Source organism: Hymenobacter fodinae, from assembly GCF_004745825.1.
Classification (GTDB): Bacteria; Bacteroidota; Bacteroidia; order Cytophagales; family Hymenobacteraceae; genus Hymenobacter; species Hymenobacter fodinae.
This window is the reverse complement of the sequence record NZ_SRLA01000007.1, coordinates 196,967-214,568: the sequence shown is the minus strand read 5'-3', so window position 1 is coordinate 214,568 and position 17,602 is coordinate 196,967. Positions and strand designations below refer to the sequence as shown.

Here is a 17,602-nt window from a genome sequence, read left to right as displayed (position 1 = left end):
AGACTCACTAACCCTTACCACGATGAGAATAAAGCCACTAGGAATACTTGTTGTTCTGTTGATCATGGGGGTGCTGGCCTATTTCGCCCTCAAACCTCGTTTGTCAGGGAGCACTACCGACAGTACTACCTCCGCTACTACCTCACCCACCATACCCGGTAGTAACCAGACCACGGACAATACCACGGCGGCAGCGGCTGGCTCAACGACTACGCCTGGTACCGCTGCGGCCGGCCCGACCGAGGAAACCCGCGAATTCACCTACACGCCCGAGAAACCCGAGAATGGAACGCTGCGGGGGGTAGTGGAAGTAGGAGCCACGGGCTTTAACTCCTTCGTCATCAACATGGATCGGCAGAAGCGCTGGGAGATTGTGTCCAAAGATTTCGGCGAATCCCTGGCCTACGAAGGCCTGGCCACCACCGCCGACATCAGAGCCGGCCTGAAAAAATACCTGTCGGCCATGTTTGACAAAGGCGTGGCCAATAGAAACATGCACTTCGTCATTTCCTCGGGCGCCCAGAAAGAACCTAAAACCGCCATCATCAGCAACGAGCTGAAGAAGATGGGGTATGTCGTAAACAATGTCACGGCCGAGCAGGAAGGCAAGCTGGGCTTCTCGGCCACCGTCCCGCCCGCCTTCGCCGACAACTCTTTCCTGGTAGACATTGGCTCCGGGAATACCAAAATCTCCTGGCAGGAGAATGGCCGCCTCCAATCCATTGAGCTGCCCGGCGCCAAGTACTACGAGAAAGGCATCGCCGATGAGCAGGTGTACAACCAGGTGAAAACGCTGGTGGCTAAACTGCCCGAGAATAAGCGCAATATCGGCTTCATCTTGGGTGGGGTACCCTTTACTCTGGCCAAGCAGCACCGCCAAGGGCAGGAGAGATATACCGTATTAAGGGATCCCGGGGCGTACCAGGCAGTAGATAAGAAAATGGCCTCCGGCTTGACTATTTACAAAGCCTTGGCTGAGGCCTCCGGCACCGACACCTTCGTGTTTGACTGGGATGCCAACTTCACCATCGGGTTCCTGCTGAGCCTCAACCAATAAGGCCTCTTCTCATGAGTTTCTTAAAGCAGTTGTTGACTCCTTTTGTGGAGTTTGAAGACGAGTCCAAGCAGAAACCCGCAAAACCAACGCCACCGGTCCCCGCTCCGGCGGAGCCTACATCCCCTTCCTTCCTCCCTCCAGCAGTACCGGCTGCTCCCGAGAACGCCCAGCATCCGCTGATCAATGGCCCCACCGCCCCTATTACGATTCCAGACCATGTGCCCACCTATTCGGCCGGAGGTACCATCACGGAACCCTTGCCCGAGCACGCCCAGTACTTTGAACGGTTGGTGGAGGAGGCCAACGCCCGCAACCCCTTGTTCCAGGGAGCGGATTACAAAGAGTTCGTGGACAGCAAACTAGACATCGACGACATTCAGGACGAAGCCCTCAAGTACCAGACTGCTTTCAACGTGTTGAAAAGCACCGGCCTCACCAAGGAAAAGCTTCTGGCAACCGGACAGGAATACCTGAATTTGATTGGTCGGGATTTAAATGCTTTTCAGAGCGCCCAGGCGCAGCAGTACCAGAAGGAGGTGCGGCCCCGGGAAGAGCAGCTGCAGCAGAAAGCGCAGGAGCTGCAAACCCTTACCCAACGCCTGAATACCCTGAAAACGGAGATCAACCAGATATCCCAGGAGATCACCCTCACGAAGGAGAAACTGAACACGACTAAAAACTCTTTCTTGCTGGCTGGCGAAAACAAGCAAAAGGAAATTCAGACCGAGCTGCAGAAAATAGCGCAACACTTTTAAAGGGTTAGCACCCGGCGAGGTGAAACTCGCTTGCTCTGCGGCGTGGCCTCTTCTCTGGTTGAAGACATTCACCGCGGCGCCTTTAGAAGCGAAGCCGGGTGTAGCTGCCGCCAATTCCTGCCAGTCAAGCAGCAGGGTCTTCTATTTGGGGCATCGGGGTGCAGGTGGGGTGGGCCACTACAGAAAGGCTGTTGCACTATGCGATATATGATGCCTCGCTTAGCAGGACTTATAACAGGGGTTGATATTGTATAGGCTATGAACATCCGTGCCCTTGCCCATCTGGAGGGGAAAGCCATTCCCTGCGTAGGGAAAATAACGCTTCGGTCTCTTACGTACCCGACCGCCTACCTGATCTGGTATTTAGCGAGTGAGCAGGACGTGATCGCCTACAAAGCGGCCCCCTTGTACTTCCCCTATGGCGAGGAGGAAGCGCATCGCTTGTTCGAGATGGTGCTGGCCTACATCCCCACCTATCGCATCGGCCGGAAGCGCGTCTTTACTGACGTAATGGTTGTTCTATAAGCATTAGAAGCACTCAACGTGCTACCTAGACTCCGCTGCTCACTAGCGTATCTGTTCTGCTGGCCCTGGGCTGGTCTAGTCAAAAGCTCTGCTTTATCTGAACATCATGTTTAGCTTAACGAGGTATGCTGGTGACCACTATATACTGCGTGAGGCGGGTTCCGAAAGAGCAGCCAAGCATCTAGTTGGCAGGCTAGAACCAAGGAATCCACGAGGCCAAACCCGTTCCCTTTTCAGTTCAGCAGCAACCCGCGCAGGTTTCTCCCGAATGCGTCCTTATTGAACCACGAAAGGAAGGCGGTAAAAAAGAGTACGCCACCTACCATGAGCAGCAGCGACCGCACACAGGTGGGAACAAGTAGGTGTTCGTTGAGCGCGTACGTGACCATCCACGGAAGCCCAACGTCGGCAGGTGGACGGGCCTAATGAAAACTAGAAAGGCCAGCTTGAAGGGGTAAAGTAGCAGCGCCACCAACAAACTCACAGTCAGCCAAATCATGCGCTTTATCATCGTTATGTTAACGGTAACGTAGTGCATGCACCCTATGATATAGGGCTAACAGATACAGTAGGTTAAATTTGGAGTACCCTTCTTTTCCTGTTGTTAATGCCCGTTTACCGCACGTAAAACTACCTTTAACACAGTGTTTTTTAAGTCAGATGCTGCTTGCGAGAAGAGGCTCCGTATCTATCGGCCTGCGCTTTTTTGTTAGCCGCACGATGGTTGGGCGCGAGATACTAGTCAATCGAACAATTAGTTGCGAAAATCCCTACTAGTAGCTTTCCTGTGTGTAGTGCGCTGCTTCATGGGGCTCCGTTGGCGTAAACAACGTCTGGATAACGGCAAGTGTGTATTGATACTCGGGCTGCACGTTCAGGCTACCGTTTTTGCATAGTGCCGCGCTACCGCATTTTCTGCTAGGAAGCGTAGTTGGGAGCATCGGACAAGCTAACAATCACCTGTGATTTTACCACAGTCAGATAATATAACAAATCATCTAATTAATCGAGCCGGATATGATGAATAAATTATATCCAATAATATTCTATAGTATCAATTAAGATCAAATTATATTTATTATAGTTATAGTAAAATTAATATAAAAAATGCAATATCAAATCTATGAACTATTTGTTTTTTTCATCAATGACTGTAATGTCATGTCCGAATAAAAAGCACAGTTGCTTCACGTCATTAAACTCGTATCTGTCTATATACCCCCATAATTCATGCTGCAGCTCTTTTAGGTTCTCTTCCTCTGTAGGTCCTGCTATTAGTTTAATATGATATTTAATATAGGGCTCTATATCTTCCTTAGTCATTAAGCCGCTTTGTTCATAGCGGTTAAATAAGCTAAGCTTGTCTAAATATTGATCAAAGTTTGCTCGCACCATAGCATTTAATTTCATATCAACACCTTTTGGTTTTGGCTGCAAACAAAGAGTTACCTTGTCTCTGGTAATAATTCCAAGTTGCTTATTTACAAATCTTGATTGATAGTCAAGTGTCTTAATGGCAAAAATAACCGCTGTATCACTAGCAAATTTTTCATACTGATTAACAATAAATTCCCCTTTTTTCCACTTCTCTGTGTCGCGAATATTTTGTGAGGAAAACCACAGAGCACCAGCGGTAGCAATTAGACCTAACAATGTAAAAAAATGGTCTAGATTCATTTTTTTAAACATAATACAAGTGTTTTTAAGTAGTTTGCCTTACAAAATATGCTATTTTAGAATGAATAAAGAAGTCATTGTAATTCTATTGTATCATAAAAGTATAAGTGCTCTTGAATCCTGGTATTTGTTTTATGCCGTTTGTGTATGTATTATTTTCATATATTTTAATCCAAAAAAATACTCCCTTACACGGGGATATTTCATTCGCTTTGAATTTTATTTCAATTGAATTATTCCCTACTTGGTTATTGAAATTAACCATATATCTATATTTTGTTTCATCTTTAGATAATTTATTATATAAACTAAATATTTTATTTGAAGCTTGTTGTTCCATGCTTTGTTCCGGGTTGGAGTAGCATGCTGTAGCTTCTACTTTATCCAAGGCATGGCTACTTGGAATTGAATTAGGTAAAGTGATTAATATTTTTATGATATCTTCGTTCTTAACAAGAATTTTACGATCATTGTTTACAATTCCATTAATAGTGAGTGTGGCATTTTGTCCGAGTACAAACCTAGAGCAAACCGCCAGAAGCAACGTCAGAATAAACTTTACCATAAACGTTAAATTAAAGTTGTAAATTACTTCTGTGTAATTTAAGACGTTGAATAATTAATTTAACCAAGAAGGTAGGTTCTGTTATTTAATAATTGATAATGCTAACCTAGGCTCTCGACTTCAAATATGTCCTGAGGGCCTGAGAAGATTCGTGCATTGCTAGAACTCTCTCAATAAACTCATTACGCGCTGGACGGGCGAGTTGGGCAGGGTATAGAAGTTGGTCCCCGAGTAACTCTTCTAGCTCATGGTGCTGTTGGGTTAGCTGCAGCAGTTCTTGAGTCAGCATTTCAATAGCAACGCTGTCAGGAGCCGGACGAGTGGCACCTTCTCCGCGTAATGAACTTGGTGGAGCCTCCCGAAAGAGTACATTGAAGATGGGAAAATGGACCTCGTCAGCCGGTGTGAGTTGTAACTGATCAGGCGCTGGTACGGGCACCTCTAAGGCGGCACGGGCCCGCAGCAGCCCATGCCCAAAGAACAAATCATGATCCTCGTCATCCGTTATGATTGTGCTGCGGCCAGCCGTACTAAACAGGGCTCGACGAACCGCTTCTACCCGCATCCAGGGAGCCGGTAGTTGCTGGAGTTCTTTCTCGTGCCGTCGCCAATAGCAAGCGGCGGCGGCGGCCACCTGTGGGGTAGCCGACGAGGTGCCCGCCCCATCCAGATCTATTTGGGCGGCATCAGCCATCTTAGCCCAGGGTAGATTAGGGGTGTACGCTGCCATAGCATGCCTCATCAGCGGCAAAGGTCCATAATTGCCCTGCATTTCAGTGCCATTGTCGCGCCGGTTGTACGGGCTACTGTCATAGCACGCACCACAGGCTGCCACTACCCGCCCAAATCGGGCGGGGTATACCAAGTGACGGGGCGTTTTATTGCCCATGTTGTTGCCAGCAGCCGTCACGATGAAAATGCCGGCTTCATACGCTCGATTCACGGCATCAGCCCAAGCTCTGGAAGCCAAGCCCCCCATACTCATCGTAATTATCTGTACTTGGTCAGCAGGAGGAAGGCGCACCAAGTGCTCCAACGCCTGTACAAATGAGCTCGTGCGCCATAATACCACGCTAGCGCTTATTCGCAACGGTAATACTTCCGCAAACGGGGCTCCTCCCAGTTCTTCGGCAAATCCATATTGCGCAGGATTTATAATGCCGCCCGCTAAAAGCGCTAATGTCGCCGTCCCGTGGCCGGGATTGAGCATGGTGCCCTCGGCCCCCCGGTCATACGCCTGAGTGCCGCCATCCACAAAGTCCCGCTGATTGCGCGTGTCCAAATGTTGGGGGCAAGTAAGGTGGGTGGGGGAGTAGCCCGTATCGAGATGGGCGATGCGCACCTTAGCATTCGACGTACCCTGCTGCGCGTATTCTCGAGCTGCCCGTAGCTGAGAGAAGTCGTCGTCCAGATGCCAGATGCGCGGCTCGCTAGGGTGCGGCCAACAGCCGCTATAAGGCGTACCATCGTCGCACTTGTCTGGCCCAAAAGAGCGGGTACGCAGCCCTTGCGGCGCGCGGTCGGGCTGAAAGGTGTAGTCCTGCGGCAAGTCAGGCTCCACGAAGCCCACGGTTGAGCCATGCTCCGCCCGATAAGCATGAGCCAAATCCCAAGGCAACATGTCGGATACCACCGGGGTATGAGCCAGATAACGAGCCGGCCTACCAGCAGTGGGCGTACTGCCTGGTCCCCGACTGCGGGTGCCAGCAACAGCTGACTGCAACGGTTCTACTTTAAACTTAAGGTCAGCAAGGTGCCGAGGAGGCGCTGCGGAAGGGCCAGCCTTAGTGCCGCGGGTGCGGGAGGGAGCTGCTTCGACGAGCAGACCAGTAACTGGGGAGGGAAACGGGCACATGGGCGGAAAAGCTAAACGGTGAAAGGCCGTTGACGGCCGTAGGCGGCGTTGCGCGCTCCTACCGTCATATGATTGGGTTGCTGTTCCTCGGGCATCCTACGCTTGATTGCCTGCACAAACTTGCTATAGGGTCCCTGGAACTGTCCATCAGCCCACACGTTCTTGAGCTGCATCGTGAACAGGCCATTATCATCCAAGTCTTGAGAAAGTTGGTCGGATTGACAACCTGAAATCAGCCGGACGCACGCCTTTACACGCCCTTGCTCTTCCGCTTCAGCCGTTACTTTTTTATCGTTGGCCTCGTACTGCTCCTTATTTTTCTGATTTGTGCCCACTCGAGTGCTACGGGGCATAAATCGGTAGCGCTTGCCCTCAGCCGTACGGTTGTCTGTAGTAGAGGTACCGTAGAAGCTGTTCTTGACTACCGAACCGCTGTGGCAGCTGTCGGATAGAACTAGGAGGCGGGAGCCTAGTGGAAAGTGTGCCCACAGCATGTACAGTTCATCATCCGACATCTGGCGGTCATAAAGGCACCACGTTTCATCCAAGCCATCCTTTTCGTCCTGGGCTTCGTCGTCATTGAAATCTGTAAGTTGACCGCCATGCCCTGAATAGGTGAGCAGAAACAGATCGTCAGGCTTCATTAGATCGGCAAATCTGCGCAGCGAGCTGTCAACGAAGTCCGCCGTTACTTCTTGGGTCAAGGCTATTTCTGACTGGGCGAATCCTTGTTGGCGGGCGAGCGCGGCTAAGTCGCGGGCATCGTTTTCGCAGCCATACAACTCTCCATTCCAACCCTGGCCAGCAGAGGTCACATAGTGAGTGGGGTCAACGTAGTTGAGTCCCAGATGTAAAGAGTAAGCTTGTGCCATGGTAATGAGGCTAATAAAGGGGGATAGTTGTCATTCGAGCTGGGGCTCACTGGTTGCCCAAGTGGTCCGGGCTTTACTGTTGGCTGCGCAATGCGGTAGGGGGAGCCTCTGCTAGTTCCTCCGTACGTTCCGGGTTGAAGTTTTCTATCTCGTGTAGAGGCTCTTCAGTGGCAGCAATAGCCTCACGAGTGCGGGGCCGCGAGGCATTCAGGTAAGTGCGCCAGTCGCGCAACTGAAAGTGGGGGGAGTCTTGGAAGCTAGTCCAAGCTCCGCCCCACTCCGTGCCGGCTACAGCTAGTACTAATGGCGCGAACAGGGCGAATAACTGGGGGTTCCAGTCCACTCTCTGGTCGGTGGTGATAAAGGCCACATCAAAGGCCAAGGCTGGGCGGTAGTTATGAGCCGACTGGCCCGGTGACGCGTTCGTGACGCGCTTCTGACCTTCCGAGGCTCCGATTGGCGTCATACCGGCGGCGTTGCGCAGCTGATTTATTTCGGTCAACGGCAGGCGGCCTTGGGCGTGTAGTGCCTTTTGCTCTTCCTGTGAGCGGTACGTGCAGGTGACGAAGGGTTGCGGCCGTTGCGGATACTTCTGGTGGTACTCGTCACGGGCACGGCGATAGGCCTGCGCCAACAGCGGGTGTAGATCATCAAGCGAACGAGAAGCCATGGCTAGGGAAATGAAAGGATGGCAGATGAGGGAGGGAAGAAGCCGATGGCATCTTTGCCGTTGCGGTTTGCAAGGCTCGGAAATCAAACCGGTCAGCAAAAAAGTCCCGTTTCCCGGGGGTATCCCGTATGTTTAGAATACGGGCGCAAGTAGCCGCCCACGTAGCGGGGTCAGTGGCAAAGCCTCGATGCGTACTGGCGTCCGAGCGTAGCTGTTGTGGTAGGTTTTCGGGGGTTGGTGCTACCAACCAACTGGCCTTTGCGGGGGCAGCCCTGGCGGATACCCCAACTGACATCCCGAAACATAGTTGCTGCCCCGTCGCGCGGTCGGCATGCGGGTGGCGATAAGGCAGCAGATCTCGAGTCAGGCCAGCTAGCTTTAAGGCACCTGCTTCGTGTCGATCAAGCGAACGTGCCACTAGATGCAGCAGAGAACGCCGGTAGTAAGGCCCAACCTGATCTTTGGCCTCGGCCTCGGGGGTGAGCGTAAACAGCGTAAAACGGCATGCGGGATGCCGCCGCACGTATTCACCCACGGTGTTATTGAGCAGCGCCAGGGAGCAAGCAGGAGCCCAAAGTGTGATGCTCATCGGGTGCAGAAGCGAAAACCTTTGCGTAGACTTTCCCTGCTCGGCGTCCTTCAGTAGTGTTTGTACCAATCGTACGATGGCAAGGCTGCCGACGCCATGCCCCAGTAAATGCAGCTCGGCTTTACTAGCCGCCTCCCGCAGCTCTTGCAGCCGCAGCAGTAAGTCGTACCCAATGCCGTAGCACCCTAGCTGGCGGGGGTCCGTGGTGGCCGGTCTCCCATTTTTGGCAGGAAGGGGGGGGAGGGGCTCCACCGGCTCTGGCAGCGATGCTCGCTGTTCACGAAGCAGCTCGTTTTCGCAGGAATCCTCCTGATCTTCGGCCCAGAATAGCCGCCACGCGGCCTTTTTCCATTCCTGCCAGAGCAGTTCACCCCGGGTGCGAACCAATGCTTCCAGCGTGTCCGGAAGTCTTTCCCGCACGGAGGGTAGTACGGCATCTTTATCTGCCCCTGAATCAGGCTGGCGTTGCTCATAGGCCAATTGCAATTGGCTAAGCAGCGGGGTTCCCAGGCCGCTACGGCGATTAAGTAGTAGCGGGTAGATGTTCACCTCTTCGTGCAGAAGCGTTGGTAGCACGGGCAGCAAGCTTCTCGCGGCCTGATGACCATCTTCGAGTCCTTCGGGAGCATAAAGCAACAGGCGCAGGGGGGCTTTACGGTTCAGGTAAGGATCTAGGTAGGAGGAAGGTAAGGGTGGCACGGCCCCCTCGGCTGACTTCAGCAACAGCTGCCGGACTGCGTCGCGGCTGTTGCCGTAGGTACCGGTCTCTTGGGGTCCCCCGTGGTTGCAGTAGCTTACAATGTGCGGACGGAGATCAGCCAGAACCAGAGATTTAGTGACTTCACTGGCTGATATCTCATGCAGGCTGGTCGTGCTCTCATCCCCCCGTAGGTTAACTCGGACGGGGGCACCAAGCTGCGCCACCCACACGTCACGCCCGTTGAGGAGCCAGTCATCGTAGCTGAGTAATCCGAACCCCTTTTTTCCCCAGGCGGTACCCCAGGAGTTCTGAATCCAAAACCCTCGGTCATCATACCCTACAATGGCAAAAGCGTGGCACACGTCAATGCCACTGAATTGTTCCTGCTGCTGTTCTTCAATAGCTTCCGAGCCCCCGGAACGGCGAGCTGGCGTGTAGTTGATGAGGCCCGTAGCCGGGTCGGGCCCATCTAAACCTGGGCCTCCTCCCCAGCCCGGATGAATTTGGGCTGTTGCCAATAGCACCCCAACTTCAGCTAAAGCCGAATGCATTTCTACCAAGTCCTTGTGGTTGACCCGGTAATAGGACCCTAGTGGGGTGCGGGAGGCATCTTCGCGTACTGGTGGGGGCAGCAAGTTGCCTGGCGGAGGAGTGTCAGGTCCCCACTCCTTGAGTCGGCATACCCCGTGTTTGTGCCACCCCTTCATCGCTCCACGTGCGCTAGCCCACTCATACGCTTCCCCTTGCCAGGAGTCATAGCGCCGCGCCATGGCAAAAAGCATGTGGGGGCTGACGGGCTCAGTTGCGCACTCCTCGCCTTGGCGTAGCTGCCGTAAACAATTGATGACTGCCGCCAGTGCAAATCCCGTGCAATGACCTGATTCCTTTTGGTCAAGGATATGAATGGGATGGCCGGCAAAACGCATCTCATAATCCTGCACGGTAATGCGAGCTGGTACCCGCACTAGAGAAGGGCGATAGCGCTGGTCTCGGAAGTCAAGCGTATCCGGACGGGTGCTGAAATAGCGCTTTTTAGGAATAGGCTGAGAGTCCACCGCGATGTTGAAAAAGGCAGATCGGATTTAATCCTAGCAACAGCGAATAGCAGGGCAATTTGCCCTTTTATTCAAATGAAAAATTAAGGCTAGTGGGATACATACAACTGCTTGGCGGCCTATTTGGGCCGCCAAGCAGTTGTACAATTCTATCCTTTCAATCTCTTCTTCAAATCAGTGCCAGCACTGAACAATCAGCAGCGTCATCCACCAGTAACCTCTCCACTTGCAGTTGTGCGGTCAGAGCTTGTACTAGGGCAATTCTGATTTGGTAGGATAGCTCGTTTGAAGCTGATGTGGTGAATACAGAATTCAGTGCCAGTACTGATTCGATAGCACCAGTGGGATGGTAAGTTGAATGAGAGATAGCAAAACCTGCTCTCGGCGTCGAGAGAGCGTGCTAGTAACGCTCAGTTGACGTAGCCTAACTACTCTCTACCGCGACAAATAGGAAAGTCCCTGCGAATGATTAGTGTGCTGCTAATCGTAGGTGCTTACCCTACGCAAAGCCACACCGGTCGTGAATCCGACTTCAGCTTCTGTTCCGCTGGTTTACGCCTCACTGTCTTTTCAACGCACCTAGCGATCTAGGGTAATTCTCCATAAAACGCTGCTTTCCAAGGAACAACATACAGGCACTTTCATAAACATTACAGCCATGGCCCTCTCATTGCAAGCTGATGCGTTTATCGACACCATCAAGCTCCCTGATTCCAATCATCGACTCGTTCGCGCGCGGGGGGGAGATATTCCACAGTCTAGTGAGGTCTCTGGTATCGAAGTGCGCCTCTCCCAAGTCCTAATTAAGGATAATGGCACCGAGACTATATGGCCTTTTCCGGGGTATGCGGACGTTTACGTGCTCATAGTGGTGCTGGATAATTTAACCAAGGAGCCTCAAACGCTCACCTTGCAGGGATTCGCGGGAGTTGATGATCATGAGTCGTTACCCGTTGACCGAACCGCCTATTTTTGGAAGAAAGAAACGGATAGCTCGCCCGCCCCTTCTCAAATTCATGTATTACTGTCAGTGCTTAAGAGTAAAAACAAGCTTCGTAACACAGGCAAGGTCTTGGCTCACGTAAAAGAGAATCCTGAATATACTTCTCTGATAGCGCAAATTGGTAAAGCTGTAGCTGGTCCTACAGGCGTAGCTGTTGACTTGCTGCTGCAGGTCGGCACTGTGGTAGGAAGCATTCTCGAACGAGTGGAAGATAAGCCCCTTTTTACGCAAGTTATTAGCTTCACTGATCTCAATGGCAACTTTGATAGCTTAGGCAAAACAACTCATTCCCAGCAAAATAACAACGTTGAAACCGTGCTTACGCTAACTATTCGGGACCGGAAGCGCGAAGCTATGATGGCTAAATCAGTTAATGAAGTGACGGCTTCGGCCTAGCTCGCCTTATTGATTGCTACGTGCTAACAAAGTAAATCTAGTTTTCACCCCACGTAAATCTGTTAGCGCCTTCTTGGGCACCACAGCGGGTCGCCAACTGCTGTGCCATCGGCAGGAGATGAATCAAGCCTGACGAAGGAGAGAAGACCAGGCCTGAGCGTGCGGGATCAAGAATTACCGTTTTTTAAATAACTCAGCCCCCTCCGCGTCAGCCCCAGCCAAATTCAATTCGAGTTGCGTGTTATCCAAGGCCACTTCCGCCCCAACCGTGAACGCACCCCGGGCATGGATGCTCGAGAAGGCAATTCAGCTTTTGACCACCGCTTTCACTTGGTTGGGTACAACGCTGGGGTGGGATAGAAAGCTACCCCGCTGCAGCTGGTCGGTTACGGGCAAGAGCCCCGCATATGGTCGCGTCACGCCTCAACGGGCTTAGGAAGGGGCGGCGTTAGCGCGAGGGCATGGACCATCCAGTCTTGGTTGAAGCCGCTAGCCGTGCCCTGGCCCGTGGCGAAGCCTTGAGCCACGTAGGCTGGTCCGAGCGGCTTGGACAGGTACTGGGTGCTCACGCCGCCCCAATCTGCCCGCAGGTCATTAAAGCTCGGGTAGTGCCAAGGCGGTGGACACGTTAAAGATCTAGGCTCCGTTCCTACTCCCCCGCATAATAATCCGAGATATCCGCACTGGTTCTGAGCATAGGGGCCACCTCCTGCTTGACGCGTAGCGCAGGCTGAGCAGCTGCCAAGAACGACGGTAGAAGCGTGTTCAGTGCTCAGAAAGTAAGCGCCTCTCGTGGCCCCTGACTTTCTTTTCCTGCTGAGTGCAAGCGAAGAGTATCAGTTCTGAACTTAACTGAGTGATGCGTTCCCCTACCTATCTGCTGCATCGCCACGGTTTGACCTTGGGCCTTACTCTTCTGTTTGTACTGGCCATGGCAGCCTATGCGCTGAGTTACCTGCCTGCCCGGGAAGAATACCTTCGGGCTCGCTATTTCCGGGTCCTGAATCGTATGGGGGAAAACATAAAGGGCAAAGCAGAAGCATACGAAAAGCGCGTCACTGCTATGCGGCGGGAGATCCTTTATAACGTTTCCCTCAACAAGTCCGGCACCCCGGTATCAACGCCCCGGCACTTACCGGACTCCAACCGTATCAAATCCGTAGCTGCTACCCTGCGCTACACTTGGAACCGACAAGGATTAAATAGTCCGGCCTTTGAAAGACTCAACAGCGCCGCAGGCACGCCCGCAGGGCACCTGTTAAGCACTGCCTGGCTCCCTATGCGACAGCAGGTGCAACTGAACTACGGCTTCAACGAGCAGCTGCAGCTCATAACCACCGTAGGCATAAAGGACGTGGTAGGGGACCTATTGCGACCGGACGTGTTTGCTCACTTTCTGGTTCTGGGGCCGCCCTCGTCAGGAGAGAAAGAGGCGTTGCTGCCAATATCCAGGGTGTACTATAGTACGTTTGAAGCGCCAGCTGTCGTGCTGGGTCCGCAAGATGCCGGAAAACATTTCTGGCTGCAAGACACCACTGGTATCTTGAGCGCCCGACAGGGCGAACTCAGCATTAGCGGACGATCCCACCAGATCTTCACCCAACCCATCAGGCTTAGCGGAGGGGTGACCTGGCTGCTGGTTGGCGCAGTTCCAACCGACAGTTTTCGCGCCCAGCAGCGGGCGTTACCCGACAGCGTCCTGGAGGTCATGCTGGCTCTTATTCTGTTTGGTATTCTGGCTCTGCCCTACTTGAAAATAGTGCTGATGCATGCCCGAGAGCGGTTGAACTACACCGATGTAGTAGGCTGCGGGCTCTCCTTGGTATTCGGCACCACCTTTCTGGTCGTGTTGTCAATGTCTCCAGTGGCCAAATACGACATAGAACCGGATCTGCAGCACCATCAACTCACTGAAATAGTGGGTCGCGCCGATACCCGGTTGCGTCAGGAGCTGACCTGCCTGGCTTTGTCCGCGGAACGGGCAGAGAATGGCTTACTTCAGGACCAGGCGCAGCAGCTGCTACAGAAGCAGGAAAAACCCCTGCGATCTTTGCGCGCCAGTTATCATGAGAGTGCTAGGGGAGGGAAACCTAAAGAATACTTCCTGCCGGGGCTCAAGTTATTGCCAGGGCAGGTCTTATCGTCAGACTGGGGGCGCACCTGGCAGCCTGATGACCGCCTACACTGGCTAGACTCTGCCGGGGAAGCCCTGGTGCTGATTGACAGCTTACCGACCCGTTTCAACCCGAGTTTACTGGACCGGGACTTTGTACGTGCGGGGCTCCTTGGCCAGATGTGGCAGTTGCCGGCTGTACTTACACCCGACAGCTTCTGCCAGGGTACCCCTGCGGCATCGTTCCGGCTGGCTTCGGTAGTACGCTACGGACGCGCCGGCAACAAGTCCGCCGTATTCGTGCGCCCGTCGCTGCTACGTTTTTTTAGCAGTGGCCGCTTTCTAAATAATGCAGCTGTTTCCGCCGGTACCCGAGCGACCAGCCCGGTGCCTCTGAACCTTTATACTACCCGGCTGCGCACGTTTGCCTCACCGGTGCTGCCACCTGGCTTCAGCTTTTGCCTCATCGACGCTCAGGGACAGGTACTGTTTCACTCTGACAGCCGGCTTGCGCTAAGTGAAAATTTACTCCAGGATGCGGAGCCGGGCAGCCTGCTTCGTACGGTGATGCTTACCGGGCAGCCGGCCGAGGGAGTTGTGCAATATCAGGGAAGACCCCACCGGCTGTACGCTCAATCATGGGCTAACCTGCCGTTGTTTCTGGTTGCCATGATAGATTTGAGGCCGGTGCGCACGCATCACATGCAGGCGCTGAGCTTCGCGTCTACCTTACTGGGCATGGTCGCACTGGCCCACCTGCTGTTCCTGCTGCTGTATATTATTATACTGCCTAGGCGCCACCGCATGTTTGATATCGTTTATCAACTGCGACGACTCTGGGCAAGATCGGAACGGGAGATGCATTATTGGAAGATAACTGCGGCACTGGCTGGTGGGATCGTGCTGCTGTGGTTGTTTTCCTTGTTCATCAAGGCCCCAGTGCTGATCTTTTTGCTCGTCACCTTACCCGTACACCTGTTTGGTTATGGCTTCCGAATCCTGCAGCTGCCCGAGGACGCGACCAAAGCTTCGCCGCGGGTGTTTGGGTTGGTAGCCGCCACACTGACCGTATACGGTATTTTAGCCTTTTACTGGACCGGCCCGGCGTTGTCTGCCGAGGCTCAGGCCCCCCCCGACGACTGGGTACCGTTTGCTACGATAGTATTATTTCACACCGCCCTTTTTCTATTGATGCGGCTTGTCGGGTACGTTTCTGGCCGTTGGAAAGCTCCCGAAAACAAACACGGAGGGCGGCGGTCATACAAGTATTTCCGCCGTGCCTATATCTGCATGCTGCTGGGTTGGCTGGTTGTACTCAGTATTGCGCCGGCAATATACTGTTATCACCTCGCTTACCAGGTTGAACGTGAGCTCCAGCTGCATCACGATCATCTGCAGTTGATCAGCCAGTTACGCGCAGCAGAAGACCGGGCAGAGACCGAACACCTCACGCCAAATGAGCGCGCGGCGCAAACAGCCTATTTATCTGGTTTCTTCGGCACCAAGTACTACTCATCTGATTCTGATGCATGGGAAAAACTTCCTTCTAGGGCAGTGCGCAACTTCCGACAGATCGTCCAGTGGCTGCATCCCGGTTTCGATACGCTGCAGCAAAGTGGACGCAGCACCCTGCCCTTTGGAGACTACGCTACTTATTGGGGAACGAAAAAGCGGGACAACGATACCCGCGTATGGTCTTATCATGCCCGCCCCGATGGGTCTCATGACAAGCTCATGTCCTTCGTCAGCGACGTGGCCTGGGGGAGACACTGGTACTGGCCAAGTGCCGTTACAAAGGGCGAATCTTGGCCTCACTACCTGCCTCGCACCTTACGGCAACTGGGCATGCTGGCCTTACTGCTAGTAGTGCTGTACATCCTGCTTTCACTTCTGGCCCGGCGGGTATTTAACCTTGACTTGCTCAGCCTTAAAAACCTTATGCAACAGACTGCTCTCAGTCCCGATCTGCCACTTGTAGCTGAGCCAGTTGCTGTCCACTGCTATCTAATCAATCCGACAGGGGGGGGACTTCCGGATCGTTACAAAGCGAATGAGTCCGTAAGCTGCTATCGCCTCGTGCCTGCAACAGAAGACGAAGCCAGCTCGGAGAACAATAAGGCTTTGCTAAAGAAGGCCGTTGAAGAAGCAAAGTCCGCTGACATTTATACCCTGGTTTTGGATCATTTTGATTACCGGGTCCACGATACGTCAATGACGCGGGCCAAAATTGAATTATTAGAGTATCTCGTTACTGAGTTGCCCGCTGCCGCGCGACTGGTGGTAGTATCGAGGGTTCACCCATCCTTATTTGCTGATTGCGGCCATAGCCCTCAGCAATGTCCCAGAAAAGATGAGCACGAGGTGTACTGGCAACAGGGTGACAGGCTGCTGGACGTGTTAGCGGGCTTTGTGATAGCCTATGAGCCCTTTCACCCCCGGCGGCCACTGCGCCCTGATGTGAGCTGGACCGCCGACGGCCAGGAGCTCACGCGGGATAAAAGCAATTTCGAAGATAAATTGCGAAAGGCATTAGATCGGACGTCCTTCCCCGCTGAGGGGATAACGGGGGGGGTAAAGGCACCATCCCCATCCGCTGAAACCCTGAATATAAGGGAGGTCAAGCATTACCTTCTGCTCCGGTGGTATGTGCGGGTTGAATGCGATGCCCTTCCCTTTCTGGCACCTCTGGAGTCGGAGCTGGAGCAGTTCCTGCTTGCTAGTGCACGATCAGGCCGGCAGCCCACGGAGGACGATATCATTCTTGCTATCCACCGCCGCGCGCAGTTGCAACTGCGTCAGCTTTGGGAGACTCTCGCCCCGAACGAGCGCCACCTGCTCTACGACCTGGCTCAGGACGGATTGGTAAATGGCCGTGAGCCCCAGCTAATTTATGACCTCCTGCACCGTGGCTTGCTGGTGTATGATCAACTGGGCCTGCGGATTGTTAATGAAACATTCCGAACCTTTATCCTGATTGGTCTGCCCCCTTCCCAGGCGCTGCGCATTGAAAAGGAGGCCGAGCAGGAAGCAGATAAGGTTGGTAGCTGGCGTCACCGCAGCTTTCCAGTCTTCTTGCTTCTGGTCGCCGCCTGCCTGTTTATCATCGTAACGCAGCACGGTTCCCTGAGCCAAGCAGAAGCTTTACTCACAACGGCTTTGTCAGGAGCACTGCTGCTTTCACGCTTTTTCGGGCTGCCCACTTTCGGCAGTGCGCCTTTGCCGAATGCTGCCACCAAATCTGGTGAAAATCCTGTGCAGTAAGGCCCAAATACCATAAACTTCAGCCGATCTACGCTCTGTGGAGTTCTACCCGGCAGTTGGCTTTATCTGTATTGGCCCGTGTGCTGCACCAGTGAAACGTCGGCCAGATGCTGGTTGAGAATAGGAGCGGCGCCTCCACACCCGCCGTCCCCCAAGGGCTTGGGCCGGGCAGTTACCGCCGCGCTGCACAATTAGACCACATCGGGTTCCGCCGCCTGGGTAACTTTTTGTGACCTTGCCTGCCACATTATCCGGCCGTGAGATTGAAAACCCGAGGCCGTTGGCTGCCTGTTAGGTCTTTGGTAACGCCCGCCGTGCCTTGTAGCGGGATGCCTCCGCCCAGAACAGTTTCTGCGGTTGTGTTCTGCTCACACTTCGGCCACGAAAACTTCTCGGCGGTTAAGAACGGCTACATAAGCAAACTGTCTTTTGCTTCCTGCAATGGCAGTGTATCAAGCAGAATGCTCTCGTCGGGGATTTGCGGCGACCAAGCCGTTGAGCTCCGCTAA

The 17,602-nt window shown here is 53.3% G+C and carries 12 protein-coding genes; 5 read left to right on the top strand and 7 right to left on the bottom strand.

Features of this window, described 5'->3' with window-relative positions:
* Positions 1–22: 22 nt before the first annotated feature.
* The 3 genes from EU556_RS24835 to EU556_RS24825 all read left to right on the top strand — a co-directional run bounded on the left by EU556_RS24835 (position 23) and on the right by EU556_RS24825 (position 2,337).
* Positions 23–1,057 (top strand): hypothetical protein, encoded by a 1,035-nt coding sequence (locus EU556_RS24835; protein WP_135436950.1) that lies wholly within the window; start codon positions 23–25, stop codon positions 1,055–1,057.
* Positions 1,058–1,068: 11 nt separating this feature from the next.
* Complete coding sequence (locus tag EU556_RS24830) at positions 1,069–1,812, top strand: hypothetical protein (protein ID WP_135436949.1); 744 nt, start codon at positions 1,069–1,071, stop codon at positions 1,810–1,812.
* Positions 1,813–2,070: 258 nt separating this feature from the next.
* Positions 2,071–2,337, top strand: coding sequence for a hypothetical protein (locus EU556_RS24825; RefSeq protein WP_135436948.1), 267 nt, complete (start codon positions 2,071–2,073; stop codon positions 2,335–2,337).
* A 1,128-nt stretch (positions 2,338–3,465) separates the two neighbouring features.
* Here the strand turns inward: EU556_RS24825 and EU556_RS24820 are convergent.
* The 6 genes from EU556_RS24820 to EU556_RS24795 all read right to left on the bottom strand — a co-directional run bounded on the left by EU556_RS24820 (position 3,466) and on the right by EU556_RS24795 (position 10,320).
* Positions 3,466–4,026: a hypothetical protein gene (locus tag EU556_RS24820; protein ID WP_210116373.1), complete on the bottom strand. Its 561-nt coding sequence runs from the start codon at positions 4,024–4,026 to the stop codon at positions 3,466–3,468.
* A gap of 73 nt (positions 4,027–4,099) precedes the next feature.
* Positions 4,100–4,579 (bottom strand): hypothetical protein, encoded by a 480-nt coding sequence (locus tag EU556_RS24815; protein WP_135436946.1) that lies wholly within the window; start codon positions 4,577–4,579, stop codon positions 4,100–4,102.
* A gap of 106 nt (positions 4,580–4,685) precedes the next feature.
* The gene (locus tag EU556_RS24810; RefSeq protein WP_135436945.1) at positions 4,686–6,434 is read right to left on the bottom strand and encodes a S8/S53 family peptidase; all 1,749 of its coding nucleotides are present in this window, start codon (positions 6,432–6,434) and stop codon (positions 4,686–4,688) included.
* 11 nt (positions 6,435–6,445) lie between these two features.
* Entirely contained in the window at positions 6,446–7,306 is an 861-nt protein-coding gene (locus EU556_RS24805; protein ID WP_135436944.1) for a caspase family protein, read from the bottom strand.
* A 73-nt stretch (positions 7,307–7,379) separates the two neighbouring features.
* Positions 7,380–7,976 (bottom strand): M15 family metallopeptidase, encoded by a 597-nt coding sequence (locus EU556_RS24800; RefSeq protein ID WP_135436943.1) that lies wholly within the window; start codon positions 7,974–7,976, stop codon positions 7,380–7,382.
* Positions 7,957–10,320 (bottom strand): C1 family peptidase, encoded by a 2,364-nt coding sequence (locus EU556_RS24795; RefSeq protein ID WP_135436942.1) that lies wholly within the window; start codon positions 10,318–10,320, stop codon positions 7,957–7,959. The genes EU556_RS24800 and EU556_RS24795 overlap by 20 nt, the downstream gene beginning before the upstream one ends.
* A 658-nt stretch (positions 10,321–10,978) precedes the next feature.
* Between EU556_RS24795 and EU556_RS24790 the strand changes: the two genes are divergently transcribed.
* Positions 10,979–11,719, top strand: coding sequence for a hypothetical protein (locus EU556_RS24790; RefSeq protein ID WP_135436941.1), 741 nt, complete (start codon positions 10,979–10,981; stop codon positions 11,717–11,719).
* 416 nt (positions 11,720–12,135) lie between these two features.
* Here EU556_RS24790 and EU556_RS26225 read toward each other — a convergent pair whose 3' ends face one another.
* Complete coding sequence (locus EU556_RS26225) at positions 12,136–12,288, bottom strand: erythromycin esterase family protein (protein ID WP_167855712.1); 153 nt, start codon at positions 12,286–12,288, stop codon at positions 12,136–12,138.
* Positions 12,289–12,578: 290 nt separating this feature from the next.
* Between EU556_RS26225 and EU556_RS24785 the strand changes: the two genes are divergently transcribed.
* Positions 12,579–17,093: a hypothetical protein gene (locus tag EU556_RS24785; protein WP_135436940.1), complete on the top strand. Its 4,515-nt coding sequence runs from the start codon at positions 12,579–12,581 to the stop codon at positions 17,091–17,093.
* Positions 17,094–17,602: the final 509 nt, after the last annotated feature.

What these genes read in the sequence shown, in the direction of transcription:
- EU556_RS24825 (WP_135436948.1), top strand. Translation starts at nt 2,071, where the DNA reads ATGAACATCCGTGCCCTTGCCCATCTGGAGGGGAAAGCCATTCCCTGC.
- EU556_RS24820 (WP_210116373.1), bottom strand. Translation starts at nt 4,026, where the DNA reads ATGTTTAAAAAAATGAATCTAGACCATTTTTTTACATTGTTAGGTCTA.
- EU556_RS24830 (WP_135436949.1), top strand. Translation starts at nt 1,069, where the DNA reads ATGAGTTTCTTAAAGCAGTTGTTGACTCCTTTTGTGGAGTTTGAAGAC.
- EU556_RS24835 (WP_135436950.1), top strand. Translation starts at nt 23, where the DNA reads ATGAGAATAAAGCCACTAGGAATACTTGTTGTTCTGTTGATCATGGGG.
- EU556_RS24810 (WP_135436945.1), bottom strand. Translation starts at nt 6,434, where the DNA reads ATGTGCCCGTTTCCCTCCCCAGTTACTGGTCTGCTCGTCGAAGCAGCT.
- EU556_RS24785 (WP_135436940.1), top strand. Translation starts at nt 12,579, where the DNA reads ATGCGTTCCCCTACCTATCTGCTGCATCGCCACGGTTTGACCTTGGGC.
- EU556_RS24790 (WP_135436941.1), top strand. Translation starts at nt 10,979, where the DNA reads ATGGCCCTCTCATTGCAAGCTGATGCGTTTATCGACACCATCAAGCTC.
- EU556_RS24815 (WP_135436946.1), bottom strand. Translation starts at nt 4,579, where the DNA reads ATGGTAAAGTTTATTCTGACGTTGCTTCTGGCGGTTTGCTCTAGGTTT.
- EU556_RS24805 (WP_135436944.1), bottom strand. Translation starts at nt 7,306, where the DNA reads ATGGCACAAGCTTACTCTTTACATCTGGGACTCAACTACGTTGACCCC.
- EU556_RS24800 (WP_135436943.1), bottom strand. Translation starts at nt 7,976, where the DNA reads ATGGCTTCTCGTTCGCTTGATGATCTACACCCGCTGTTGGCGCAGGCC.